Raw genomic sequence first — 25,467 nt, 5'->3', positions numbered from 1 at the left:
CTGGGGAGGGTGCGGGGAGATGTCGTGGTTGCCGTCGCCTATTCCGCATCCGCTGTCCTATTTCGACGCTCCAGGGTGGATGAAGGAGTGCCTCGACTGGGTCATCGGCATGGACTGGCCCGAGGGGGACGAGCAGGCCACCTGGGACCTCGCTGACGACTGGTACTCCGTCGCCGCCGACCTCGCCGAGCCGCTGGTGGAGTCCGAGCGGGCCGCGCTGGACGCGGTGGCCGCGTTCGGCGGCGCCGAGGGCAAGGTCGCCGCGGCCATCAAGGAGGCCTGGGAGCAGATCGGCTCGGGCTCCGAGAAGTCCGCGCTGCAGGCCGCGGCGCACGTCGCGGGCGTGCTCGGCGAGATGCTCGAAGGCGGCGGCTGCGACATCCAGGGCGCCAAGCTGGAGTACTACATCGAGCTGGGGCTGCTGCTGATCGAGCTGATCGCGCTGGCCGTCGCCGCGTTCTTCACCTTCGGCGCGTCCACCGCCGCAGCCGGCCCGGTCTGCATGGCGACCCGCTTCGCCATCAAGGAGATCCTGAAGCGGCTGATCAAATCGCTGATCGAGCGCGGCATCAAGCGCGCCATCAAGGACAAGATCAAGGACCTCGGCAAGGACTTCACCAAGAAGCTCGGCAAGTGGGCCATCAAGGCGGGCAAGGAGGGCCTGGACGAGGCCAAGGAGGAGTTGCTCACCCAGGGCGCCATCCAGAGCTATCAGGTGGCCGAGGGCAGACGCGACGGCCTGGACGCCGGTGACCTGCTCATGTCCGGCTGGGCGGGCTTCGCGGGCGGCGCGGCCAGCACGCTGGCGGGCGGCCACAACGGCTCGTTCGTCAGCAAGGTCTCCCATGGCGTACGCGGCGAGGTGCTCGGCGACATCGGCGGCTCGCTGGCCACCGGCCAGATGCCCGACCTGGGCAACCTGGGCATGGCCGCGACCTCGGGCGCGCGGTCCAGCGTCACGAGCCACTTCACCGGCGAGCTCAACAACATGACCTCGGACCTGGTCGGCAACATGGCCGGGGCCGACCTCGACTCGAACACCAGCGCACCCATCGTCGCCGCCGCAGCGACCACCTCGACCGGCGCCCAGCCGGACGTGCAGCCACGGCAGGTCACCGACGACTCCGCGAACTGGCCCAGCGCGCCCAGCACCGGCGGCAACTCCGGCAACACCGGCTCCGGCGGCCACAGCCCGACCGGTGGCCTGGCCGGGATCGCACCGGCCGAAGCGCCCCCGGCCCCGGCTCCGGCGGCGCCCGCCGCCCCGGCCGCGCCGAGCGTGCCCACGCAGAACACGGTCGTGGCACCGATGGCCGCGGCGCCCGCCGCACAGACCATGGCCGCCCCGGCGGCTCCGGCCGCGGCCGCGCCGTCGTCCACACTGGCCGGTGCGCCACCCGCCACCACGTCCGCTCCGGCTGCGCCCACCCCGTCCGCCACCGGCGCCTCGGGCGGCGGCCTGGCCGGCACCTCGACGAGCACCTCCGGGGGCACCTCGACCGGCGCACCGTCCACCGGAGCCTCGACCAGCACCGCCCCGTCGTCGACCGGCACCTCGGCCACGTCCGGCACCACCGGCGGGTCCACCTCCGGCGGTGGCTCCACGACCACCTCCGGCAGCGGCACCCAGAGCTCCGGCACGAGCGGATCCTCCTCGTCCGGCACGAACCCGACGACCGGCGCGCGCCTCACGGGCGGTGTGTCGGCCTCGGTGCCGTCGGTCCAGGCGAACCTCACCGCGCAGGCCGGTGGCGCGACCACCAGCCCGTCGGTGCAGGCGAGCCCGAGCGTGCAGGCCGGCCCGAACACGCAGACCGGCCCGAGTGCGCAGGCCACCACTAACCCGTCGGTGCAGACCGGTGCCACGAACCCGGCGAGCACGGCACCGTCGAGCAATCCGGCGACCTCGCCGAACCCGACGGCCCAGGTCAGCGCCACGACGTCGGCCAACCCGGCGACGCAGCCGAACCCGACGGCGCAGACCACCGCCGGGGTGCAGACGAACCCGGCGACCACAAACCCGGCCACGCAGACCAACCCCGCCACGCAGACCAACCCCGCCACGCAGACCAACCCCGCCACGCAGACCAACCCCGCCACGCAGACCAACCCCGCCACGCAGACCAACCCCGCCACGCAGACCAACCCCGCCACGCAGACCAACCCCGCGACGCAGCAGAGCCCGACCACGCACGGGACGACCGGTCAGCAGAATCCGGCCAGCACCCAGCAGAGCCCCACGACGCAGTCTCCGACCGCGCAGAGTCCGACCGCGCAGAGTCCGGCCACGCAGCCCGCCGCTGCCGACCAGCCGAGCCGTCAGCAGACGGACGCGGCGGCGGCCGCAGTCGGCGTGGTGCCCGCGACCGACCCGAGCCGGTCCGGTGCCGACACCACGCCCCGTCCCGCCGGGGACGGGCGGCGCGACGGTGAGCGCACCCGGGCCGAGGCGCGGCGCTGGAGCGACGCGTACCACGGCGGTCTGCGCGCGCAGCGGCGCGCGATCCTGGCGTCGATGGGCCGGCCGGGCGCGCTGGCCGCGGCCGCCTGGGACGCCCTCAACCGGCACGATGGGGCCGACTTCACCCGCGGTGGCGTCACCACCGACGACGTGTCCGCGCTGACCGGCACCGACCAGCCGCCGTCGGTGGACGCGACCCGCCGCTACGACCAGCCCGGCGGTTACCGCCCGGTGCTCACCCAGCACCAGCTCGACCTGGAGAACGCGGTCCCGCGCGACGCGGACGGCCGTCCGCTGCGGTTCCCGCCGCTGCGCTCGGGCTGGCTGCGCTACGCCAACGACGGCGGCCCGAATGCCGACCCGACCCGTGCCGTGAACTGCGTGGACGTGCTGCTCTCGGTGGCCGACACCTGGCTGCACGGGCGGCCCCGCTGTGCCGCGGCGCGCACCTTCGACGGGTTCGCGTCCGGCAACCCGGACCAGCCGTCCGGCCCGGAGCCGCGCGGGCCGCACCGCATCGAGGACTTCTTCAACGGCCGCCTGCAGCAGCTGTGCCCGGACACCCGGGGCCTGGACCAGGCCGGTGCCCGGCAGGCGGTGGACGCGGCGTACGCGCGCCTGGCCGACCAGCTGCGCCAGGCGGGTCCGGGCGCGATGGCCGTGGTCATCCACCACTCCAGCGACGGCACCGCGCACACGTGGCCGGTCTTCAACGACGGCGGCGTCATCATGTACGCCGACCCGCAGTCCCCGCCCGGCATACCCAGCACCACGCCGCCGTTCACCGACGGCATCATCCAGATGGACGCGATGGTGATCGGGCCCGACGGCGAGCAGTCGCTGATCGACGGCGCGCCCACCGGAGCCTGGTCGCAGTACCAGGGCCAGCCCGACCCGGCCGCCGCGCCCGCCGGAGTGCACGCGACCCAGCTCGACGCGGACATGCAGCGGCCGCTCACCGACGAGGAGCTCGCCGACCTGGGCGTCGGCGACGCGACGCTGAGCGACCTCGGCTACCCGGACCCGTCGGTGCTCGACGACGCCGACCGGGCCCGGCTGGAGGCGATGCTGCCGCAGACCGCGCTGGTCTCGCCGCAGGACATCCGCTTCACCCAGCGTTCGGTCAGCCCGAACAGCGGCGACATGACCATGCAGGAGTTCGCCGACCGGATGGCCGAGACCGGCTGGCGCGGCGGGCCGGCGCACGTCGTCGCCTGGGGCGACGGCTCGATGTCCAGCATGGACAACCGCCGGATGCGCGCCGCGCGGCTGGCCGGGCTGCCCACCGTTCCGGTGTGCGTGCACCGGCCGGACGAGCCGCTGGGCAGCATGCCCGAGGGCGAGGACCCGGACCGGACGAAGTACCGGCGGCCGCTCGCGGTCGACATCCGCATGGTCGACGGCCGCCTGGTCGTCGGCGGCGACCAGGGCACGGTCGTGCACGCGGCGGGCACGACGCCGACCACGTTCGGCGAGGCGGCCCTGTTCCGCGCCGCCGAGCAGCGCAGCCTGCTGCCCGGCCGCCTGTACGGCGCCGAGACGACCCCGGTGACGATCGGCAAGCCGCCCGGCCCGGACCGGCCGCTGGTCGATCTCAACCCGGCCGAGCAGGAGATGATCGACGGCCTGTACGCGGCGGCGCAGGACCGGGCCGCCGACGCGCTGCCGGTGCTGCGGGACATCGCGATCGACCTCAACCGCGCCCTTGGCGTGGACACCGACCTGGTGCTGGACGCCGAGATCGACGGGGACGAGGATCACCCGCCGTCGACCGAGCCGGAGCCGCCGGTCCGGCTGCGCGGCACCGCCGCGATGGTCAAGGCGCAGGACTCGCTGGAGCGCAAGTACTGGACCGAGGGCCAGACCAGCGAGCTGGAGCACTTCGCGGCGACGGTCAACGACACGGCCCGGTTCAGCCTGCAGCTGCCCGGCGGCGACGCGTACCGGGGCGGCCTGGAAGCGGCGATCGAGGCGCTGGAGGCGGCGGGCTACGAGCTCACCGATCTGAAGAACTTCTTCCACCCGGGCAACCGCTTCCACGGCATGAACGCGACCTTCCGCGCGCCTGACGGCGGCCTGATGGAGGTGCAGTTCCCGACCGCGGAGTCGTTCCGGGCGTGGACGCTCACGCACGACGCGTACGCGGTGCTGCGCCAGGACAACGAGCTGGATCCGCGCAAGGTCCACGCGCTGCTGAGCATGTTCGCGGTCAACCAGGAGCTGGGACTCAACGAGAACGTGCCGCCCGGCCTGGAGGACCTCGTCCGGTCGCGCTTCCCCGACGCCAGCCCTTCGATCGACACCAGCTTCGCCAAGTGGGTGGCCAAGAACCCGGACACCTGGCAGCGCTACCGCGAGTGGTTGGATGAGCAGGGCGTGTCGTTCGACGGCGTCGGCGGGGTGCTCGACGAGTTCGGCCTGACCTCGGCCGATCTGCCGTTGACGCCGGAACTCGAGGCGAGGCTGGAGGTAATCGATGATCAACTACTATCAGACCTACGTGCGCGACCAGAGGGACGGTCTGCCGAGGGGGATCTTCGTGGTCCGGGCGAACGACCCGGCGGACGCGATGCTCTGGAACAAGAGCCGCAAGGCGTGGATCTTCGACCCGCGGTCGATCGCGGCGTTCCGGTTCAAGGCGGAGAACATCGACCGGTACGACCAGATCAGCCGGGCCGAGGCGGAGGCACTGATGCTGGAGATCACGGAGGGGAAAGAGGCGCTCCCCGACGAGGAGACGATTCTCTGGATCTTCCAGTGGAAGGGCGAACCGCCGCAGGACGACGACTAGACCCGTCGCCCGAGGGCGAGGGCTCTCCCGATCTTGCCGCGCGCCCCGACGCGGAGCAGCAGCCGCAGCTCCCGAGTCAGCGGACCGGTGACAGCGACCCTGGCACCCCGGCGGGGCCCACCGACCCGCCCAGCGCGCCGCCGAATCCCGCGGGCCGGTTCTTCACGCCGTCGCCGCAGCCCTCGGCGCAGCCGTCGCCGGACAGGCCGGACGGCTACGAGGACGCCATGCTCGACGACGTCTACGAGCGGGCGCGTGCGGCGTCGGAGCGCATAGTGGCCGACCTGGAGCGGATGACCGCCCAGGTGGCGGAGCAGCTGGGGCTGCCTGAGGGGTCGGTGCCGCTGCGCGACACCGACCAGAAGGTCAAGAGCCGCGCGTCGCTGGAGCGGAAGTACCTGCTCGAAGGTCGGACGGGTGGCCCGGAGGCGTTCGCGGCGCGCGTGAACGATTCGGTGCGGTTCTCGATCCAGCTGCCCGACGGTGCGGACTATCAGCCCGCGTACGACGCGGTCGTCGCGCAGATGCGCGCCGGCGGCTACGAGCTCGCGGAGAACGTCAACAACTTCTGGCGGGCGGGCAACCGCTTCTACGGCCTGAACGCGACGTTCCGGGCACCCGACGGCACACTGTTCGAGGTGCAGTTCCCGACCGAGCTGTCGTACGAGGTCTGGCACGCGACCCACGGCCAGTACGAGGTGCTGCGAGACCAGCACGCCGAGCCGGAGGCCCGGGTGCGGGCCATGCTGGAGATGCTTCAGATCAACCGCGCCGCCGGTATGCTCGACGCGATCCCGCCGGGCACGGAGGGTGACCAGGCCAAGGAGGCCGGGCTCGCGAAGTGGATCAAGTCCAACCCCGAGGTCTGGACCCAGTTCACCGATGCGCTCGCCACGCAGGGCCGCACCCCGGACGACGTGATCGCAGAGTACGGCCTCACCCCGGACGACCTGCCTGTCACCCCGAAGACCGCCGCCGACCTGGAGAACCTGGATGTTGTACTACCAAGCGCTCTTTCTCAAGGACATCGAGGACTACCCGGACCAGCAGGCGACGGGCCTGATCATCGCCGGGAGCGGGCGCCTGGAGTACATCATCTGGGATCACCGGGCCCGGACGTGGCGGTACGACCCGGAAGCGGCGGGGTACATCCTGGGGAGCTGGCGTCACGAGGACCGGCGGAAGTCGGTGACCAGGAAGGAAGCCGAGGAGATCGCGATGCGGCTGTCGGAGGGGACCGACCCGCTGCCGAGCGAGGAGGAGCTCCTGGAGGCGTTCCGGGAGTCGCACCGACGCCGCGAGCAGGGGACGCTGCCCTAACCGAGCCGCCGGCCGACGCCGCACCGCAGACCGGTCCGGCGACGGCGCCGCCGGAGCCGATGGGCGCGTACTTCGAGCCCGAGCCCACCGTCGACGGGCTCACCGCCGAAGAGTTCGCGATGCTCGACGAGGTCTACGAGACCTCGCGGCAGCGCTCGGCCGAGATCATGGCCGACATCGAGCGGGCCATGGCCGAGGTCAACGGCTCGCCCGCGCTGCGCGACGCCGCCGACCTGCACCTGCTGCCCGACACCGACGACACCCGGTACAAGAGCCGCGGCTCGCTGCAGCGCAAGTACCTGCTGGAAGGGCAGGCCCACGGGCCGCAGCACTTCTCGGACACCATCAACGACGCGGTGCGCTTCTCCGTGGTCATGCCCGACGGCGCCGACTACCGGCAGGCGATGGACGCGCTGGTGGCGGAGATGCGCGAGCTGGGCTACGAGCTGGACGGCCCGCCGAAGGACTTCTGGCGGCCGGGCAACCGGTTCTACGGCACCAACGCGACGTTCCGCGCCGACGACGGCACCCTGTTCGAGGTGCAGTTCCCGACGCAGCTGTCGTTCGAGCTGTGGCAGCAGACGCACCACGACTACGAGGTGCTGCGCGACGACAGCCAGCCCGCCGAGCAGCGCGTGCGCGCCCTGCTGTCGATGATCGAGGCCAACCGCCGCGCCGGTATCATGGACGCGATCCCGGACGGCATGGGCGGCGACGCGGCCAAGGACAACGGCCTTGCCAAGTTCCTCTCCGAGCAGCCGGAGGTCATGGCCGAACTGCGCCGGCAGCTGGCGCAGGAGGGGCGTACGCCCGCGGACCTGATCGCCGAGTTCGACCTCACCCCGGACGACTTCGCGGTCACCCCCAAGGTGGCCCCCAACCTGAGGGAAGAGGATGCTGAGCTACTTCGCGCTCTACGTGAAGGACGTGGAGTACCACCCGGACCAGGAACCGACGGGCCTGATCGTGAAGGGACCCGGCAGCCGGGAGTCGCTGATGTACGACCACCGAGCGGGGGGCTGGCGGTACCGCCCGGACGCGGTGTCGCAGATCATGAACAGCCAGAGCTGGGACGACCGGCGCCGTCGGATCGACCGGGCGCGGGCCGAGCAGATCTCGATGCTGATCTCGCAGGGGACGCACCCGCTGCCCAGCGAAGCGGAGATCGAGGCGATCTTCGCGGAGTCGCACCGGCGCCGCGAGCAGGGGACGCTGCCCTAACCGGCGACGCCGACCCGGCCGGTCCCGTCGACCCGCAGGGCACCCTGCCGGAGCCCGGCAGCACGCCGATGCAGCCGGTGCCGCCGTCGGACCCGCACCACCCGCAGTGGCCGTACCGGCACAATTTCATGACCCGCCGCAGCAACTTCGAGCTGCAGCGGCGCCACCAGGAGTCGCAGGCCCTGGCCGCGCAGTCGGCGCAGCACCTGTCGGAGATGCACCGCTACCGGGCCTGGGCGCAGCACTACCGCACCCAGAACCCGGACCTGGCCCAGGCCACGCTGTGCGACCAGTGGGCCGAGTACCACCGCAACTGGTCGGTGGAGCTGGGCAACCGCTCCAAGGCGGCCTACAACGGCTGGTACACGGCCAGCCAGAGCACGGAGATCACCGACCCGGCCGCCTGGGCCGCGGTCAACACCGACCAGGGCCAGCCGCAGCACGACGTCCCGCCGACGGACGGGCGGCCCTACGGCCAGCGGGGCGGGCTGCGGGTGCCGCTGCGGCAGCACCAGGACGACCTGGTCGCCGCCATGCCGCGCCACCCGGACGGGACGCTGCAGGCCACCCCCGACCCGCGGATCGGCCGCTGGTTCGGGCTGGCCAACGACGGCGGGCCGTCGTTCGACCCGACCCGCGGCGTCAACTGCGTGGACTGCATGATCTCGGCCTGGCGCACCTGGCGGGGGCGGCCGCAGGTGGCCGCGCCGCGCACGCTCGACGCGTACGCCGGCACGGACGTCAACGCGGCCGCCAACGGCGAGACCGGCGGTATGCAGCGGGTCGCGGCGCAGGTCGGCGGGGAGTGGCAGACGGTCTTCCCGAACATGGCCAACCAGCCCGCGGCCACCCAGCAGCAGTGGTCCGACTGGGGCTTCGCAACCATCACGCAGCAGTTGCAGCAGGCCGGGCATGGGTCGGCCATGATGATCGTGACGGAGTGGCAGGGCGGCAACTCGCACGCCTGGCTCGCGGTCAACCAGGGCGGCACGATCCTGTTCCTGGACCCGCAGACCGGCGCGATCAGCGAGAACGTGACGCTGTACGGGCACGACGGCAACCCGGCCAACGGGTCGAACGTGGTCGGCCTGCACGCGCTGATGCTGGACGCGAACGGCCAGGCGCAGGACATCGCCCCGCTGGCCCAGACCCCGTGGGGTCAGGCCGCCCAGCAGGCGAAGCTCGCGCAGCAGCAGGCTCAGCAGCAGGCGCTGGCGCAGCAGCAGGCGCTGGCGCAGCAGCAGGCTCTCGCCCAGCAGCAGGCCAATCTGGCTCAGCAGCAGACCCAGTTCGCGCAGCAGAATGCACTCCCCGAACAACAGGCGCTGCCGCAGCATCACGCACAATCCGCGCACCAGACGCCTGGTGTCCCGCTTCCTGGCGCTGCGGCGAACCCCTCAGTCGAACCGCTTCCCGAGCCGGGTGGCACCGCTGAGGCGAGCCCTTCCCCTGGTGAGCCGATCAGGCATGCCAGCGGGTCTGAGCCAGGCGCGGCCGAGAGATACGCCGAGATCCGGTCGTGGTCGTCGGACGACCTCGCGCGGATCGCGGAGTACACCGGGCATCCTGTCGAGGTGATCACGCGCGCGTGGCGCAACCTCTTCGTCGACCGGCACGACGTCGCCGCAGGTCCGAACGTGGTGGAGCACGGGGTCTACTTCAGGGCGTACCACGGCAATGCTGACCCTTGGGAGATGGCTTACAACCAGGAGCAGGCTGACGAGGACGACGTGCAGTACTTCGCCATGATGCTCGCCCATGAATACATTGAGTCGAGGTTGATCGAGGAAGGTATTCCATTCAACCTCGCGGATCCGGAGTGCTGGGAGGAGGAGGGTCCCGACGACTATTACGAGAAGTTCGTCCCGAACAAGTTCCATGCGCACTATCTGGCACCGCAATACTCGTGGTTGACGCCGTTCAAGCATTACCGCGCCTACGGTCTGCCCACCCCGGAGCTGGAGACGCCGCTCGATCTTGAGAACCTTGAAGCGGTGGCCAGCATGATCCTGGAGACGATGAGGGGGCGGCGATGAGTACAGGTACCAGTACGGAGCGGCTGGTCCGGCGGCTCGGAAGTCTGCAGTTCGAGGAGAGTATCGAGCACAACGGTTCCCGCCTTGTGCTGATGCGGGAGTACCTGCGCCGGTCCGCGCTGTGGGCTCAGGCCCTTGGCCGCATGGACGAGTGGCCGTTCTTCGACATCGCGGCCGCGGCGGACCCCTCTGCCCAGCTCGATGACGAGTCCGTCAAGGCGGTGCTGGCTGGGCTGGTCGGACGCGGTATGCGCCCGCACGACAAGCGCTTCATCCGATTCATGCTGAACTTCACCACACTGCGGGAGTGGCCGCAGGGCCTGCCGGACCCCTTCGAGCCGCTGCTCATGGTCTATGAACGGGGTGGGTCATTCGGCCGGGAGGCCGGAAGCATCCGCATCGGTCACATCGACGGCCTTCCTGAACGCAATCCAGAGATGCACGCGGGACGGGCACCGGAGCCGGATCTGAGTGCAGAGGCTCTGGACAGGTTCGACCGAGACTGGGAGGCGCGCCGGCAGGAGGCCGCACGTCGAGTCAGCGCAGCGCATCAGCAGACGGCCGGCTGAGCCGCAGGGCTGCCGATGACAACGGGCGTCAGCACCGAGCAGCTCGTGGCGCGGCTCAGGCGTGTGCGCTTCGAGGAGAGCCTGGACCACAATGGTTCGCGACTCGTGCTGATGCGGGAGTACCTGCGCCGGTCAGCTCTGTGGGCTCAGGCCCTCGACTGCCTCACCGCGTGGCCGTTTTTCGACATCGCGGCGGCCGCGGACCCGTCCGCCGGATTTGGCGATGCGTTCACCAGTTTTGTGCTCGGCGAGCTGGACGGTCGGGGCCTACGTCCCATCGACGAGCGGGTGATCGCGTACATGCTGAACTTCACCACACTGCGCGCCTGGCCACCTGGCCTGTCCGACCCCTTCGAACCGTTGCTCATGGTTTACGAGCGGGGAGGTTCGTTCGGCAGAGAAGCCGGCTGCATCCTCATCGGCCACGGTGACGGCATACCGCAGCGGCACCCTGAGATGCATGCCGCCCGTGAGTCAGAGCCGGACCTGAGCCCAGCAGCTCTTGACCTGTTCGACCGGAGGTGGGAGGAGCGCCGGGAAGAGGCCGCTCGCCGAGTCGGTGCCGCGCAGCAGCGCTCGGCAGACTGACCAAGCGGGGTTCGGTGGAGTGGAGAGGCCACACATGACGGGCGGGGCGGCTGACGCCGATCTGAGTGCGACCATGCGGCTGGCGGACAGGCTGGCAGCGGTCGTGTGGCCGGAGGACTTCACCCGCGCCTACTCTCGCATGCGGCTGATGCGTGAGTACCTGCGCCGTTCGGCGCATTGGGCCCGGACGTTGAACGTTCCGGAGAACTGGCCGTTCTTCGACATCGCGGAGTGTGTCGACCCCACCGTGCACCTGGACGAGCAGTTCGCCCAGCGCTTCGAGCAACGGCTCATCGAGAACGGTGCCCTGTTCCATCATCGCGAATACTGCCTGTGGGCGCTGCGTTTCTCCGCACTCGGCGCTGTGCGTCCGGATCTCCCCGACCCCTTCGAACCGCTCGTGCAGGTGTACGAACGGGGCGGTTCGTTCGGCATGGAGGCTGGGACGATCAACTTCGTCCACGGGCTTGTCGTGTCACGGCACTCGATCGAGAAGTATCTCGATCCGGAGCTGCGCTACGACCTGAGCGAGGAGGCGCTCGCGCGGATCGACGCCACCTGGCAGGCGGACGTCGCGGCGCGTATCGCGAGGGTAGGGCGTCCATAGTGGGGCGACATGGCAGTGTGAAACGGAACGTGCCGCCCTGTGATTGGGCGGTCCTGGCGGCGGTGACCGTCGGATGACACCCGAGCAGCTCGCCGCCCGTCTCGCGCGGATCACGAACTGGTGGCAGGACGACCTGCGGGCGCCGTCACGAGCGGCGCTGGTCTCGGAGTACCTGCGCCGTGCGGCGCTGTGGGCGCGTGCTCTCGACTGCCCGGAGCTGTGGGCCTGGTTCGACGTGGCACACGAGATCGATCCCGCGGTGCGCGCGGACGCCGCGCTGGTGGAGCAGGTCAACGAGGGCATCAGCAAGGGTGGCGGCTCGCCGTTCGAGAAGCGGATGGCCGAGTACGCGCTCCACTTCGCCGCCCTGCCGGACGTGCCGCACGACCTGCCGGACCCGTATGAGCCGCTGATCGCGGCCTGGGAGCGCGGCGGGTCGCTGCGCCGGGAGAACGGCCTTGTCTACGTGGGCGGGACCATGGGCGTCCCGGTCCGCACGCTGGCGGACAACTATTCGCCGGTCCCGGTCGCCTCGGCGGAGCCGCTCGCCATGGCCACGGCCGACGAGCTGTGGGCGGCGCACCCGGGCAGCCTTGGCCGCTGGCCGGAGAGCGCAAGGAATCTCCTGACCGCCGCCGGCTGGTTCGGCCCGCCGCGCCGGCCGGGCACCGGGCGGATCCAGTGACACTCCTGATTGGACGGATTTCCCTCACCCGTGCTGGTCATGGGAGGGTGGTAACGGGCTCGCGGGGGACCGGGCCTGGATCGGGCACACGAAAGGAATGGCGATGACCGTCACTGCCATGGACGCGCAGCGGGTGGCCGAGCAGCTGGCCCGGGAGGCGGGCGGCTCGCACCGGCCTTACGTCGCCGAGTTCCCCGAGTGCTTCATCGTGTGGACGCTGTCCGACTCGGCCGGGCCACCCGAGCCCGGGGCGGGCGCGCGCCTGGTCATCGACCGCGCCGACGCCCGCATCATGACGTACCCGTCCGTGCCGCTGGAGCACGTGCGCCGGATGCACCAGCAGTACCGGTCCGAGGAGGAGCAGCCCGCCCCGGTGACCGCGGACCCGCTCGCGGCACTGCGCCGCCTGGGCGGCGGCGCCGCGCCGGGCGTGGCGGTGCGCCTGGTGCCCGCCGACGGCGTGCCGCGCGAGTCGACCGGAGCCAAGGGCGACCAGACCGTCAACCACCACCCGCTGGTGGCGGCCTGGCTGTCGGAGCAGCCCGCCAATTCGCTGGTACGCGGCGCGCGGCGGCACGCCGAGCTGGTGGTGCTCTCGGACTGGCTGCACGAGCACGACCACGCGGCGGCCCGGCGCGGCGAAACCCGGATCGACCTGGCCGGCGTGCGCGCCGCCGCGCAGAACATCCAGGAGCTGCGGGCGACGCTGGTGCGCGACCCGGGCGACCCGCTCGCGGGCACGGCGGCCGGGCCGTGCGACACCTGCCTCGCCGCGTGGATCCACTTCGGGCTCGCGCCGCAGACGGTGGCCCCGGCCGTGGTCGAGCCGGTGGCCCCGCCGACGGGCATCCCGGCCGCGCTGGCGCACCTGGCCCCGGACATCGCGGCGACGCTGGCCGCGGGCGGCTGGGACGTGCCACTGAGCCTCGGCGGGCGGCAGGTCACCGCGCAGGAGTGGGCGGACCTGGCCATGGCCGCGCTGGCCGAGTACGGTCACCCGCCGCTGGACACGGCACGCGCGGCCGTGGAGAAGTTCCCGTACCTGGTGTCGGTGCGGCGTGGGCCGGGGGTGGCGCACCGGATCCGGCCGTTCGAGTTCGGCGGTGACCTGGTCGGCGCGACGGCGGCGTCGCTGGCCGCGTTCGCCGGGGTGATCGGCTGCCCGCTGGCGCCGGTCGGCGCGGAGCAGGCCGGTGACGCGATCATCGCGGTGGACGAGCTGGGCCGGGTGTGGGTGCTCGATCAGGCCGGCGAGTGGTATGCCGGGCCGGAGCTGGACACCGCGTTCGTGGTGCTGCTGCAGGGCCACCCGATGCCGCGCGTCCGCGACGACGGCACCCTCGAACTGCCGAGCTGAGCGGCACTGCCTTCCGGCGGCCACAACTTCTGGGTTGTACCCACATCCCAGAAGTTGTGGCCTGCGGCGGCCGGTACCGCCCTCGGGCGGTGTCCCACGGCGCCGACAATGGACCGCGGGGGTGCCTCACCAGGTGCCGTCGGCCCGTACCCGAGGGGTGGGACCGCCGGTGAGCAGGGTCTGCACCGCGGTGGGGAGGTCGGCGCCGAGGACCCAGATGCCGGCGTGGTCCACCGCGAACACCCGTCGGTGCTCGTCGACGGCGATGATCGAGTGATATCCGGCGGGCTCCCCGCCGATGGGGTAGAGCTGCGCGCCGACCCGGGCGGCGGCGTCGCCGAGCGTGTCGGCGGTGCGTTCGCGCACCCAGACGTCGATGGTGAACGACTCGGCCCGCTGCGCCGCGCCGGGACGGCTCTGCAGCACGGGGTAGAACGGCGCGTACGGCGCGAGCAGGTCCACCACGAACGGCAGCACGGGCAGCCGGTGGCGCAGGCCGGGCGCGGCGACCGTGGCGGCGACCGCCTCGGCGGTGATCACCCGGGTCGCCGCGGCGTCGGCGGGCGGGTTGGGCGGCTGCTCGGGCGTCTCCAGGTCGCGCGGCAGTTCGCCGCGCATGCCGAGGCTGACCAGCACGGTGCCGCAGGTGTGGCAGGAGGCGGCCGGGGTGGCGGCGGCCGGGTCGGCGCCCTCGCGCAGCAGCGTCAGCCGCAGCGTCCCGCCCGACAGCAACTGCGCGACCAGATCCGGGCGGGCCGCGCCGTCGGCCAGCGCGTAGAGCGCGCGCGACAGCGCGAGCAGCTCCGGGTGCCGGTGCGCGCCCCGGTTGCGGTTGCCGGGGGCGAGCGCGGACAGGGCCTGCCGTACCGCCGGGTGGTGGTCGGGTTCGGCGTCGGCGGTGTGGCCGAGCGCGGTGAAGACCTGGCCGCCGACCTCCAGGACCGCCGCGACCTGGGGCAGTGTCGTGTCGCCGCCGAGGCGCGCCAGCTCGGCGGCGAGCGCCTCGGCGCGCCGGGCCAGCTCGGCGGGCTCCACCGGCGGCGGCCCGAACGGCGACACGGGCGAGACCGGGGGCGGCGGCAGCGGCTGCCCGTCGAAGGAGGGCGGGGTCACCGTGCCGTCGAACGACGGCGGGACCGGCGGCATCGGCGGCACGGTCGGCATCCCGCCGAACTGCGTCGCGCCCGCCGTGACGCGGTGCTCGCCGCCCGCGTACCGGCTCATGGCGACCTGCGGGGGAAGGCCGGGCACGACGGTCAGCTCGCCGGTCTCCCGGTCGATGATCACCGTCTCGCCGCTGCCCGGCTCGGGGATCGGCCCGCCGGACGGCGCGGGCGCCCAGACGACCCAGCCCGCCTCGAACTCGGTGAGCCTCGGCTCGCACGGGTAGCCGCGGCGCAGCGTCTCGGTGACGGCCCAGTGCCGGACGATCTCCTCCAGCCGTTCCTGTGAAATCATTGCGGCTCCCGCGTTCGGCGATCGGTCTGGACAACCTATCGCAGCACGGCACGAAGGGTCGTATCACGCCCAGCAGTGCCCGGCGCGGACACGGGCCCAGGCGGAGAGGAATACGGTTCGAGCATGCTTTCCGACGACACACCCGGCTACGGCGATCCCGTCAACCCGGTGCAGGAGCCGGCGCCCGCGCGCGGCGGGTACGGTGCCGACGTGCTGTGGGCCCTGGTCACCGCCGCCGTGATCGGTGTGCTGGGGATCGGGCTAGGGCTGCTGTGGCACCGGTTCGCGCCGACGCTGCCGCTGCGGATGGCCGAGCTGGGCACCGAGCAGGGCCTGGTCTACACCTCGCCGGAGCCGGAGGAGCTGGCCGCGGCCGAGGGCTGGTTCGTGCTGCTCGGGCTCGGGTTCGGGGTGCTCGTCGCGGTGCTGGCGTGGGTGCTGCTGCCGGCCAGGCGCGGCCCGATCCAGCTGGCCGGGGTGCTGCTGGGCTCCGTGATCGCGGGCTGGGTCGCCTGGTGGGTGGGCCACAACATCGGCCTGGTCGAGTACGAGCAGCTCAAGGCCAGCGCGCCGGTGGACACCATCGTGCACCGGCCGCCGGACCTGCGTGCGGTCAAGGAGCTGGGCTTCTTCCCGTACGCGATCGGCGGCACGCTGCTCATCCCCGCGTTCGGCGCGGTGGTCAGCTACGCCCTGATGGCGGCCTGGTCGCGCTGGCCGTCGCTGCGCCGGGGCGAGGACGAGGACGTCTACACCGACGAGTACGGCGGGTACGGCGACCAGCCGCTCGACCCGGCGCGCTGAGCGCGCTCAGTTCATCGCCGGGGTGGGGCCGAGCTGGGCGAGCTGCGCCGGCACGGCCCGCACCTCGCGCAGCAGCGCCGTCTCCCGGGCCAGCAGCTTCAGCTCCTGGCGCAGCCTCGTCGCCGGATCGGGGGCGCTGAGCAGCGCCTGGCGGTCGCCCACGGTGAGCGAGGCGCTCGCCGCGACCAGGTGTGACAGCACCACCGGGTCCTCCGGCAGCTGGTCGTCGGGGCCGCCGCGCAGCACGCCGAGATACTCCCGGAAGGCGGACAGCACGCGCGGGGCGAGGCCTTCGGCGTTCTCGTCGGCGGCGGGCTCGGGCAGCCACTCGACGCCCACCACGGGGTAGGGATGCGGGCTCGGCACGAAGCCGGTGATGCGGAAGCGCCGCTGGCCGACCGTGACGATGTCGAACCGGCCGTCCGGCAGCTCGGTGATCTTACGGAGCTGCGCCACGCAGCCGACCTCGTGCACCACCACCTCGGAGGTGGCGACGCCGTCGTGGGGCGGGGGCATGACCTCCAGGCCGCGCTCGATGGCGACCACGCCGAACTCGCGCGGCGTGCCGTCGGGCAGCTCCATCAGGTTGCGCACCAGGGTGCGCCAGCGCTCCTCGAAGATGTGCAGCGGTAGCACCAGGCCCGGGAAGAGCACCGTGCCCAGCGGGAACAGCGGCAGCGTCCCGGTCATTGGCTGAGCCTAACGCCGGGATGTGTCAACGGCGCTCCCGTGTTCCGCCCACCGGCGGAAGTCGTCGCGGGGTGGCCCGGGTCACTGTCCCAGTGCCTGGGCGGCGGGTCCGGGGCGAAGAGGCACGCCAGTAGACTTTTGGGGGTGTTGACCCGTATCGACCTGCGTGGACGTGACATCGATCCGCGCAACCTGCTGCCCCGTGCCCAGATCGACGTCAGCCAGGCGGTGGAGCAGATCCGCCCGCTGGTCGACGGGGTGCGCGAGCATGGTGTCGAGGCGGTCAAGGAGGCCACCCATCGGCTCGACGGGGTGGACCTGGCCGCGTTGCGGGTGCCGGCGGAAGCGATCAAGGAAGCCGAGCAGGCGCTGGAGCCCGAGGTCCGGGCCGCGCTGCTGGAGGCGATCGAGCGCACTCGCAAGGTCCACGCCGACCAGCGCCGCACCGACCACACCACCCAGGTGGTGCCCGGCGGCACGGTGACCGAGCGCTGGCTGCCGGTGTCCCGGGTCGGCCTCTACGTGCCCGGCGGGCTGGCCGTCTACCCGTCGACCGTGGTCATGAACGTGGTGCCCGCCCAGGCCGCGGGCGTGCCCAGCCTGGTGATCGTGAGCCCGCCGCAGAAGGCGACCGGGCTGCCCGACGCGCGGGTGCTGGCCGCCTGCGCGCTGCTGGGCGTCGACGAGGTGTACGGCGTGGGCGGCGCGCAGGCCGTGGCGATGCTCGCCTACGGCACCCGCGGCACGGCCGACCCGGAGCGGGAGCTGACCGCCGCCGACGACTGCGCTCCGGTCGACCTGATCACCGGCCCGGGCAACCTGTGGGTGACCGCCGCCAAGCGCCTGGTGCGCGGCGTGGTGGGCATCGACGCCGAGGCCGGGCCGACCGAGATCGCGATCCTGGCCGACGACACCGCCGACCCGGCGCACGTCGCCGCCGACCTGATCAGCCAGGCCGAGCACGACCCGATGGCGGCCAGCGTGCTGGTCACCGATTCGGTCGCGCTGGCCGACGCGGTCGACGCCGAGCTGGCGGTGCGGGTGGCCCGCACGAAGCACAGCGCGCGCGTCGCCACCGCGCTGAGCGGCCCGCAGTCGGGCGTGGTGCTGGTCGGCGACCTGGCGCAGGGGCTGCGCGTGGTGGACGCGTACGCGGCCGAGCACCTGGAGATCCAGACCCGCGACGCCCGGGAGTGGGCGATGCGGGTGCGCAACGCCGGGGCGATCTTCGTGGGGGCGTACGCGCCGGTGTCGCTGGGCGACTACTGCGCCGGCTCCAACCACGTGCTGCCCACGGCGGGCTGCGCGCGCCACTCGTCGGGGCTGTCGGTGCAGTCGTTCCTGCGCGGCATCCACGTCGTGGAGTACACCCAGGACGCGCTGCGCGACGTGGCGCACCACGTGGTGGCGCTGGCCAACGCCGAGGACCTGCCCGCGCACGGCGAGGCCGTGACCGCGCGCTTCGAGAGGGAGAACGCGGCATGAGCGACCACGACTGGGTGCAGGGGCTGCTGCGCGAGGAGCTGCGCGGGCGCACCGCGTACGGCGCGCCGCAGCTCGACGTGCCGGTGCGGCTGAACACCAACGAGAACTCGTACCCGCTGCCCGACGAGGTGGTGCGGGCGGTCGGCCGCGCGATCACCGGGGAGATCGCCGACCTGAACCGCTACCCCGACCGGGACGCCGTGAAGCTGCGCGCCGACCTGGCCGCCTACTGCGGGCACGGGCTGACCGCCGAGCAGCTGTGGGCCGCCAACGGCTCCAACGAGATCCAGCAGCAGCTGTTCCAGGCGTTCGCCGGGCCGGGGCGGGTGGCGCTGGGCTTCGGCCCGGCGTACTCGATGCATCCGCTGCTGGCCGCCGGGACCGCCACCACCTGGGTGGACGGCGGCCGCGGCGACGACTTCGGGCTCACCGCCGAGCACGCGGTGGCGCAGGTGCGCCGCCACCGGCCGGCGCTGACGCTGCTGTGCTCGCCGAACAACCCGACCGGCACCGCGCTGGACTTCTCGATCGTCGAGGCGGTGCTGGCCGAGACCGAGGGCCTGGTGCTGATCGACGAGGCGTACGCCGAGTTCCGCCGCCCCGGCACGCCCAGCGCGCTGGAGCTGCTGGACCGGCACCCGCGCCTGGTGGTCAGCCGGACCATGAGCAAGGCGTTCGCCTTCGCCGGGGCCCGCGTCGGCTACCTGGCCGCGCACCCGGCGATCGTGGAGGCGGTGCAGCTGGTGCGCCTGCCGTATCACCTGTCCGCGCTCACCCAGGCCGCCGCCCGCGCCGCGCTCGCGCACGCGGACGTGCTGCTGGGCACCGTCGAGGCGATCAAGGCCGAGCGCGACCGCATCGTGTCCGAGCTGCGCCTGAGCGGCTGGGCCGTGGCCGACTCGGACGCCAACTTCGTCCTGTTCGGACGCTTCGAAGACCAGCAGGCCGCCTGGCGGACCCTGCTCGACCAGGGCGTGCTGGTGCGCGACGTGGGCCTGCCCGGCTGGCTGCGGGTCACCGCGGGCACCCACGCCGAGACCACCGCCTTCCTGAACGCCATGAAGGAGCTGCAGGCATGAGCCGGACCGGACGCGTCGAGCGGGTCACCAAGGAGACCAAGGTCCTCGTCGAGATCGACCTCGACGGCACGGGCCGCGGTGAGATCAGCACCGGGGTCGGCTTCTTCGACCACATGCTCAACCAGATCGCCCGGCACGGCGGCTTCGACCTGACCGTGCGCACCGAGGGCGACCTCGAGATCGACGCGCACCACACCATGGAGGACACCGCGCTGGCGCTCGGCGAGGCGTTCGCCATCGCGCTGGGCGACAAGGCCGGCATCCGGCGCTACGGCGACGCCGTCGTCCCCATGGACGAGGTGCTGGTGCAGGCCGCCGTGGACCTGTCCGGCCGGCCGTACGTGGTGCACGACGAGCCGATGGACCTCGCGCCGTACATCGGGCCGGTCTACCCGACGTCGATGACGCGGCACATCTTCGAGTCCTTCGGCCAGACCGCCAAGGTCACGCTGCACGTGTCCGTGCTGCGGGCCGCCCGGCCCGGCACCAAGCCCGACGCGCACCACGTCGTCGAGGGCCAGTTCAAGGCGCTCGCCCGCGCCCTGCGCACCGCCGTCGAGATCGACCCGCGCAGCGCGGGCGCGGTGCCCAGCACCAAGGGGGTTCTGTGACGGCCAAACCGAAGGTGACGGTGCTCGACTACGGGTCGGGCAACCTGCGATCGGCGCAGCGGGCCCTCGAAGCGGCCGGAGCGGACGTGCTGGTCACGCCCGACCTGGCCGCCGCCGAGCGGGCCGACGGCCTCGTCGTGCCCGGTGTCGGCGCGTTCGCGGCGTGCATGGCCGGGATCGAGGCGGCCCAGGCCGGGCCGGTCATCACCGACCGGGTCATGGCCGGGCGGCCGGTGCTCGGCATCTGCGTCGGCGCGCAGGTCATGTTCGACTCCGGCGACGAGCACGGCGTGGTCACCAAGGGCCTGGGCCTGCTGCCCGGCACGGTGACCCGGCTGGCCGCGCGGCGCGTGCCGCACATGGGCTGGAACCTGCTCGACGCGCCCGCCGGCTCGACGCTGTTCTCCGGCGTGCAGGCCGACGCGCGCTGCTACTTCGTGCACTCGTACGCCGCCCTGCCCAGCGCCGACCTGGACGGGGTCGCCCTGGTCACCACGTCGACCCACGAGCACGCGACGTTCGTCGCCGCCGCGGAGCGGGGGCCGCTGGCGGTCACCCAGTTCCACCCGGAGAAGTCCGGCGCGATCGGCGCGAGCGTCCTGCGCAACTGGATCGCCACGCTGTGAGCCCGCTCGCTAGGCTCGCCTCGCCGTGCGGGGTCCCGTACGGCGAGGCGACGAGCGGAGCAGAGTCGTGAGCGAGCGGGACGGTGCCGCGGTGCGGGCCCGGTACGCCGCGCGGCGGAGCGGAGCGGCGGCATGAGCGAGTGCAGCGAGCGAATCGGTGGTGCAGTGGAGACTCATGACGACGCGCGGCGGAGCGGAGCGGCGGCATGAGCGAGTGCAGCGAGCGAATCGGTGGTGCAGTGGAGACTCATGACGACGCGCAGCGGAGCGGAGCGGCGGCATGAGTAAAGAGCGGAAGCTGCGGCGGGAGGCGCGGGAGGCCGCCGCGCGGGCTGCCGTCGCCGCCGAGGAGCGGCGTGCCGGGCGGCGGATGGCGCGCCGTGCCGTGTGGCGCCGCCTGAGCCTGTACGAGCTGCGTAAGCGGCGCACCGGCCGCCTGTCGGCGCGGCGCACCGCCACCGAGCGCGCCGTGATCGCCGTCGTCGCCGCGCTGGTGCTGTTCGTGATCTGGAAGCTGGTGCCCTCGACGGCGCTGGCGGTGGCGCTGTCGCTGCTGCTGGTGCTGGCCCTGCCCGTGTTCGTGATCGTCGCGTTCGACCGAAGGAGTTCCTGATGGCCCTGGATCTGCTGCCCGCCGTGGACGTCGTCAACGGGCAGGCGGTGCGCCTGGTGCAGGGCGCCGCCGGCAGCGAGACGTCCTACGGCGACCCGCTCACCGCCGCGCTGTCCTTCCAGGCGGCCGGGGCGCAGTGGATCCACATGGTCGACCTCGACGCGGCGTTCGGCCGTGGCTCCAACGCGGCGCAGCTCGCCGACGCGATCGCGCGCCTGGACATCAAGGTCGAGCTGACCGGCGGGATCCGCGACGACGAGTCCCTGCGCGCGGCCCTGGCGACGGGCGCGGCCCGGGTCAACATCGGCACCGCCGCCCTGGAGGATCCCGAGTGGTGCGACCGGGTCGTCGGCGAGTACGGCGACCGGGTCGCGGTCGGCCTGGACGTGCGCGGCCGCACCGTGTCCGTGCGCGGCTGGACCAAGGACGCGGGCGACCTCTACGAGGTCCTGGAGCGCCTGGACAAGGCCGGCTGCGCCCGCTACGTCGTCACCGACATCCTCAAGGACGGCATGCTCCAGGGCCCCAACCTCCAGCTCCTGCGCGACGTCTGCGCCGCGACCTCGGCACCGGTGATCGCCTCCGGCGGCGTCTCCACCCTCGACGACCTGCGTGCCCTGGCCACCCTGGAACCCCTCGGCGTCGAGGGCGTCATCACCGGCAAGGCCGTCTACTCCGGCGCCTTCACCATCGAGGAAGCCCTCACCGCCCTCGCCTGACCGCTCAAGTGCGTCGATCTTGCGCGTACCGTGGGTGCGACACGCCCTTTCAGGACAAAAGGGCAACACTTCGCGCAAGATCAAATGGATCTTGACCCGTGCGGGCGGTGGTGCGGGTGGACCAGGCCTGGGTTATGGCGGTGATGACGGCTTTGACGGCGGGGCGGGTGTAGTTGGGGGTGCGCCAGGTGACGCTGACGCGGCGGGTCGGGACGGGGTCGACGGGGACGACGACGGTGCCGGGGGCCGTGGTGAGGCGGGCCAGGCGGGGGAGCAGGGCGACGCCGAGGCCTGCCGCGACCAGGGCCTGCTGGGTTTCGAACTCGCCGACCAGGTAGGCCGGGCGCAGGCCGGGCAGGGCGCGGACCAGCCAGTCGTGGCAGATGGTGCCCTCGGGCGAGGCGATCCAGCGTTCCTGCGCCGCGCGGTCCAGCGGGCCGGGGCCTGCCGTGGCCAGCGGGTGGTCGGCGGGTACGACCAGGTCGGCGGTGTCCTCGCCGAGGACCGTGGAGGAGACCCCGGCCGGCAGGTGCAGGCGGACCTCGCGCCAGTCGTCGATGACGGCGACGTCGACGCGGCCGCGGTCGAGGTCGCGCAGCGCCTCGTATGGGTTGGTCTCGATGACCCGGGGGCGCAGCCGGGGGTATGCCGTGGCCAGCGCGGACAGGGCGGGCGGGAGCAGGCCGCGGCAGGCGGTGGCGAAGCAGGCCACGGTGACCTCGCCGGCCACCTCGCCCCGGTAGGCGTCGAGCGCGGCGGCAGCGGTGTCGGCGGCGGCGAGCACCAGCGCGGCGTGCTCGGCCAGCAGCCGCCCGGCGTCGGACAGGCGCAGCCCGCGCCCGTCCTTGTGGCAGAGCACCGTGCCGGCCTCCCGTTCCAGCTTTGCGAGCTGCTGCGATACGGCTGACGGGGTGCAGTGCAGGGCCGCCGCCGCGGCGTGCACGGTGCCGTGCCGGGCCAGGGCGTCGATGGCGCGCAGGCGTCCGAGGTCGAGCATGTAGTCATTCTAAACGGATCGCTTAGAACTATTCGATGGTGCTTCACGATGCCGCGGGCGATGCTCGGCTCATGAGACCGAGGGACCTGATGCTCGCCGTGGCCGTCGCCGCCGCGTGGGGCTGCAACTTCGTGGCGATCGAGGTGGGCCTGGACCGGATGCCGCCGCTGCTGTTCGGCGCGCTGCGTTTCGGGCTCGCGGCGCTGCCCGCGGTGCTGTTCGTGGGGCGGCCGCGTACGCCGTGGCGGTGGGTCCTCGGCATCGGGCTGGTGCTGGGGGTCGTCAAGTTCTCGCTGCTGTTCGGGGGGATGGCCGCCGGGCTGCCGGCCGGGCTGTCGTCGCTGCTGCTGCAGAGCCAGGCCGTGTTCACCACGGTGTTCGCGGTGGGGCTGCTGGGCGAGCGCCCGGCCGCGCGGCAGTGGGCGGGGCTGGGCGTCGCGGTGCTGGGCGTGCTGCTGGTCGCCTCACGGCTGGGTGCCGACCGGCCGGTCGAGGGCTTCCTGCTGGTGCTGGCCGCGGCGGTGGCCTGGGGCCTGTCCAACATCATGATGCGCCGCGCCGCGCCGCCGGACATGCTGCGCTTCATGGTCTGGGTATCGGCCGTGGCGACGCTGCCCCTGCTCGGGCTGTCGCTGCTGGTCGAGGGACCGGCTCGGGTGGGCGAGGCGGTTGCCGCGCTGGACGGGGCCGGGCTGGGCGCGCTGGCGTACATCGCGTGGATCTCGACGCTGGCCGGGTTCGCCGGGTGGGGGCTGCTGATCCGGCGGTACGGCGCGGCGACCGTGGCGCCGTTCTCGATGCTGGTGCCGTTCTTCGGCATGGGGTCGGCGGCGCTGGTGCTGCACGAGCCGCTGGGCGCGCCGGACCTGGTGGCGGGGGCGCTGGTGGTGGGCGGCGTGCTGCTCAGCGCGGCGGGCGCGGGTACGCGGCACACGTCTCAGGAACCGGACCAAAGCGTCACCCCGGCGGGGTGCCGGGTAGTTTCGACGGCATGAGTGTCGCGGTGCGGGTCATCCCCTGTCTGGACGTGGACGCCGGGCGGGTGGTCAAGGGTGTGAACTTCGTGGACCTGCGCGACGCGGGCGACCCGGTGGAGCTGGCGGCGGCGTACGACGCGGCGGGCGCCGACGAGATCACCTTCCTGGACGTGTCCGCCTCTGTCGAGGGCCGGGGCACCATGCTGGAGGTGGTGCGGCGCACCGCGGAGACGGTCTTCATCCCGCTGACCGTCGGCGGCGGTGTGCGCTCGGTCGACGATGTGGACGTGCTGCTGCGCGCGGGGGCGGACAAGGTCGGGGTCAACACCGCGGCGATCCACCGGCCCGAGCTGATCACCGAGATCGCGCGCCGGTTCGGCAACCAGGTGCTGGTGCTCTCGCTGGACGTGCGCCGCCTCAAGGAAGGCCGCGGCTTCGAGGTGACCACGCACGGCGGGCGCAAGTCGGCGGGGCTGGACGCGATCGAGTGGGCACGGCGCGTGGCCGAGCTGGGCGCAGGGGAGATCCTGCTGAACTCCATGGACGCCGACGGCACCAAGGAGGGCTTCGACCTGGAGCTGATCAAGGAGGTGCGCGCCGTGGTCGACATCCCGGTGATCGCCTCCGGCGGCGCCGGTAAGGCCGCCGACTTCCCGCCCGCCGTCGAGGCCGGCGCCGACGCCGTGCTCGCCGCGAGCGTCTTCCACTTCGGCGAGGTCTCCATCGGCGAGGTCAAGACCGCCCTCCGGGCCGCCAGCCACCCCATCCGCTGAAAGGAAGGGCACCTTCTTAACGCTTTCCGTTATAGAAGGTGCCCTTCTTAACGCGGTCCGGTTCGGTCCCGCCCGCGTGGACGGCGGGTGCCGCCGGCGGGTGGGGATGATCGCGAGTTCGTGTCCAAACGTGCAGCTGGACCACAGCTTTCGACACGAGATCGCGATCAACGCCCGGGTGCCGAGCGCCGCAGTCCGGCCAGGGTTAAGAAGGTGCCCTTCCTCTACGCAGAGCGTTAAGAAGGTGCCCTTCCTTCCTAGCGGCGGAGGTAGCTGAGCAGGCGGATGATCTGCCAGTAGAGGAAGATCAGGCCTACCAGCATGCCGAAGGCCAGGTACCAGCCGTAGCGGGGTGGCAGGCCGCCCGCCACGGCGCGTTCGACCTGGTCGAAGTCGAGCACGAAGGTGAGCGCGCCGACGATCACGCAGATCACCGCGAAGATCACGCCCACGGTGCCGGCCCGGTAGATGGGCAGGCTGGTGCCGAAGAAGCGCAGCACCAGGTCGAGCAGGCTGAGCAGCAGGATGCCGAGCAGGGCGCCGGTGATCACCTGGGCGAAGCGGCGGCTGGCGCGCAGGATCCGGGCGCGGTACAGCGCGGCCATGGCCAGGAACACGCCGAACGTGCCGATCACGGCCTGGATCACGATGCCGGGGAACCGCTGCTCCAGCTCCCGGCTCACCACGCCCAGGAAGACGCCCTGGAGCACGGCGTACCCGCTGATGATCAGGGGGTTGGTGATCTGCTTGATGGTGATCACCAGCACCAGGACCAGTGTGGCCAGGGTGGAGCCGAGGGCGGCGAGTCCGGTCCAGGCAGGCGTGCGGAGCACGTTCCAGGAGACCGCCGCGGCGGCCACGGTCACCGCGATGAGCACGAGCGTGCGGCCTGCCACCCCGTCCAGGGTCACTCTGCCGCGCTGGTCGAGGATGACGGGTGCGTCGATCCGCCGGGTCAGCACGGGGTTGGAACTCTGCATCACCACAGGTGTCCTCCGCT

19 protein-coding genes are annotated in these 25,467 nt (G+C 72.5%); 15 read left to right on the top strand and 4 right to left on the bottom strand.

The genetic code is table 11. From position 1 onward, the window contains the following. Positions 1-19 precede the first annotated feature (19 nt). The 6 genes from CS0771_RS36425 to CS0771_RS36400 all read left to right on the top strand — a co-directional run bounded on the left by CS0771_RS36425 (position 20) and on the right by CS0771_RS36400 (position 13,635). Positions 20-9,829, top strand: coding sequence for a toxin glutamine deamidase domain-containing protein (locus CS0771_RS36425; RefSeq protein ID WP_212845206.1), 9,810 nt, complete (start codon positions 20-22; stop codon positions 9,827-9,829). Next, complete coding sequence (locus CS0771_RS36420) at positions 9,826-10,398, top strand: hypothetical protein (protein WP_212845205.1); 573 nt, start codon at positions 9,826-9,828, stop codon at positions 10,396-10,398. The genes CS0771_RS36425 and CS0771_RS36420 overlap by 4 nt, the downstream gene beginning before the upstream one ends. Positions 10,399-10,413: 15 nt before the next feature. Beyond that, complete coding sequence (locus CS0771_RS36415; RefSeq protein WP_212845204.1) at positions 10,414-10,986, top strand: hypothetical protein; 573 nt, start codon at positions 10,414-10,416, stop codon at positions 10,984-10,986. Between the two features lie 34 nt (positions 10,987-11,020). After that, positions 11,021-11,593, top strand: a complete 573-nt coding sequence (locus tag CS0771_RS36410; protein ID WP_212845203.1) for a hypothetical protein — start codon at positions 11,021-11,023, stop codon at positions 11,591-11,593. 73 nt (positions 11,594-11,666) lie between these two features. After that, positions 11,667-12,278: a hypothetical protein gene (locus tag CS0771_RS36405; protein ID WP_212845202.1), complete on the top strand. Its 612-nt coding sequence runs from the start codon at positions 11,667-11,669 to the stop codon at positions 12,276-12,278. A gap of 103 nt (positions 12,279-12,381) precedes the next feature. Beyond that, on the top strand, positions 12,382-13,635 hold the full coding sequence (locus CS0771_RS36400) for an SUKH-3 domain-containing protein (protein ID WP_212845201.1): 1,254 nt from the start codon (positions 12,382-12,384) through the stop codon (positions 13,633-13,635). Positions 13,636-13,761: 126 nt separating this feature from the next. Here CS0771_RS36400 and CS0771_RS36395 read toward each other — a convergent pair whose 3' ends face one another. Then, positions 13,762-15,093 carry an SUKH-3 domain-containing protein gene (locus CS0771_RS36395; protein WP_212845200.1) on the bottom strand — a complete coding sequence of 444 codons (1,332 nt, stop codon included), beginning with the start codon at positions 15,091-15,093 and terminating at the stop codon, positions 13,762-13,764. Positions 15,094-15,216: 123 nt separating this feature from the next. On the opposite strand from CS0771_RS36395, the gene CS0771_RS36390 reads away from it, so the two are divergent. Next, positions 15,217-15,897 (top strand): DUF2567 domain-containing protein, encoded by a 681-nt coding sequence (locus CS0771_RS36390; RefSeq protein ID WP_212845199.1) that lies wholly within the window; start codon positions 15,217-15,219, stop codon positions 15,895-15,897. Positions 15,898-15,903: 6 nt separating this feature from the next. Here CS0771_RS36390 and CS0771_RS36385 read toward each other — a convergent pair whose 3' ends face one another. Then, positions 15,904-16,587 (bottom strand): LON peptidase substrate-binding domain-containing protein, encoded by a 684-nt coding sequence (locus tag CS0771_RS36385; RefSeq protein ID WP_212845198.1) that lies wholly within the window; start codon positions 16,585-16,587, stop codon positions 15,904-15,906. 144 nt (positions 16,588-16,731) lie between these two features. Here CS0771_RS36385 and hisD point away from each other — a divergent pair, with 144 nt between their 5' ends. From hisD to priA, 6 genes are all read left to right on the top strand, one after another. After that, entirely contained in the window at positions 16,732-18,072 is a 1,341-nt protein-coding gene (hisD, locus tag CS0771_RS36380) for a histidinol dehydrogenase (protein WP_212845197.1), read from the top strand. Next, on the top strand, positions 18,069-19,151 hold the full coding sequence (locus CS0771_RS36375; protein WP_212845196.1) for a histidinol-phosphate transaminase: 1,083 nt from the start codon (positions 18,069-18,071) through the stop codon (positions 19,149-19,151). Before hisD ends, CS0771_RS36375 begins: the two co-directional genes overlap by 4 nt. Next, on the top strand, positions 19,148-19,762 hold the full coding sequence (hisB, locus tag CS0771_RS36370) for an imidazoleglycerol-phosphate dehydratase HisB (RefSeq protein ID WP_212845195.1): 615 nt from the start codon (positions 19,148-19,150) through the stop codon (positions 19,760-19,762). The genes CS0771_RS36375 and hisB overlap by 4 nt, the downstream gene beginning before the upstream one ends. Further along, positions 19,759-20,388, top strand: a complete 630-nt coding sequence (hisH, locus tag CS0771_RS36365; RefSeq protein ID WP_212845194.1) for an imidazole glycerol phosphate synthase subunit HisH — start codon at positions 19,759-19,761, stop codon at positions 20,386-20,388. Before hisB ends, hisH begins: the two co-directional genes overlap by 4 nt. Before the next feature lie 280 nt (positions 20,389-20,668). Continuing rightward, the gene (locus CS0771_RS36360; RefSeq protein ID WP_212845193.1) at positions 20,669-21,001 is read left to right on the top strand and encodes a hypothetical protein; all 333 of its coding nucleotides are present in this window, start codon (positions 20,669-20,671) and stop codon (positions 20,999-21,001) included. Next, positions 21,001-21,720, top strand: coding sequence for a bifunctional 1-(5-phosphoribosyl)-5-((5-phosphoribosylamino)methylideneamino)imidazole-4-carboxamide isomerase/phosphoribosylanthranilate isomerase PriA (priA, locus tag CS0771_RS36355; RefSeq protein WP_212845192.1), 720 nt, complete (start codon positions 21,001-21,003; stop codon positions 21,718-21,720). Before CS0771_RS36360 ends, priA begins: the two co-directional genes overlap by 1 nt. A 49-nt stretch (positions 21,721-21,769) precedes the next feature. Here priA and CS0771_RS36350 read toward each other — a convergent pair whose 3' ends face one another. Then, positions 21,770-22,717: a LysR family transcriptional regulator gene (locus tag CS0771_RS36350; RefSeq protein ID WP_212845191.1), complete on the bottom strand. Its 948-nt coding sequence runs from the start codon at positions 22,715-22,717 to the stop codon at positions 21,770-21,772. 71 nt (positions 22,718-22,788) lie between these two features. On the opposite strand from CS0771_RS36350, the gene CS0771_RS36345 reads away from it, so the two are divergent. Together CS0771_RS36345 and hisF are read left to right on the top strand one after the other, a co-directional pair. After that, entirely contained in the window at positions 22,789-23,712 is a 924-nt protein-coding gene (locus tag CS0771_RS36345; protein ID WP_212845190.1) for an EamA family transporter, read from the top strand. Further along, positions 23,709-24,467 (top strand): imidazole glycerol phosphate synthase subunit HisF, encoded by a 759-nt coding sequence (gene hisF, locus CS0771_RS36340; RefSeq protein ID WP_212845189.1) that lies wholly within the window; start codon positions 23,709-23,711, stop codon positions 24,465-24,467. Before CS0771_RS36345 ends, hisF begins: the two co-directional genes overlap by 4 nt. A gap of 257 nt (positions 24,468-24,724) precedes the next feature. Here the strand turns inward: hisF and CS0771_RS36335 are convergent, their stop codons facing one another. Beyond that, a complete protein-coding gene (locus tag CS0771_RS36335; RefSeq protein WP_212846250.1) occupies positions 24,725-25,447 on the bottom strand; it encodes a Bax inhibitor-1/YccA family protein in 723 nt (240 codons plus the stop codon). Positions 25,448-25,467: the final 20 nt, after the last annotated feature.

Origin of the sequence: Catellatospora sp. IY07-71, assembly GCF_018326265.1 — a bacterium.
Classification (GTDB): domain Bacteria; phylum Actinomycetota; class Actinomycetes; order Mycobacteriales; family Micromonosporaceae; genus Catellatospora.
This window is presented reverse-complemented; position numbering and strand designations above follow the sequence as displayed.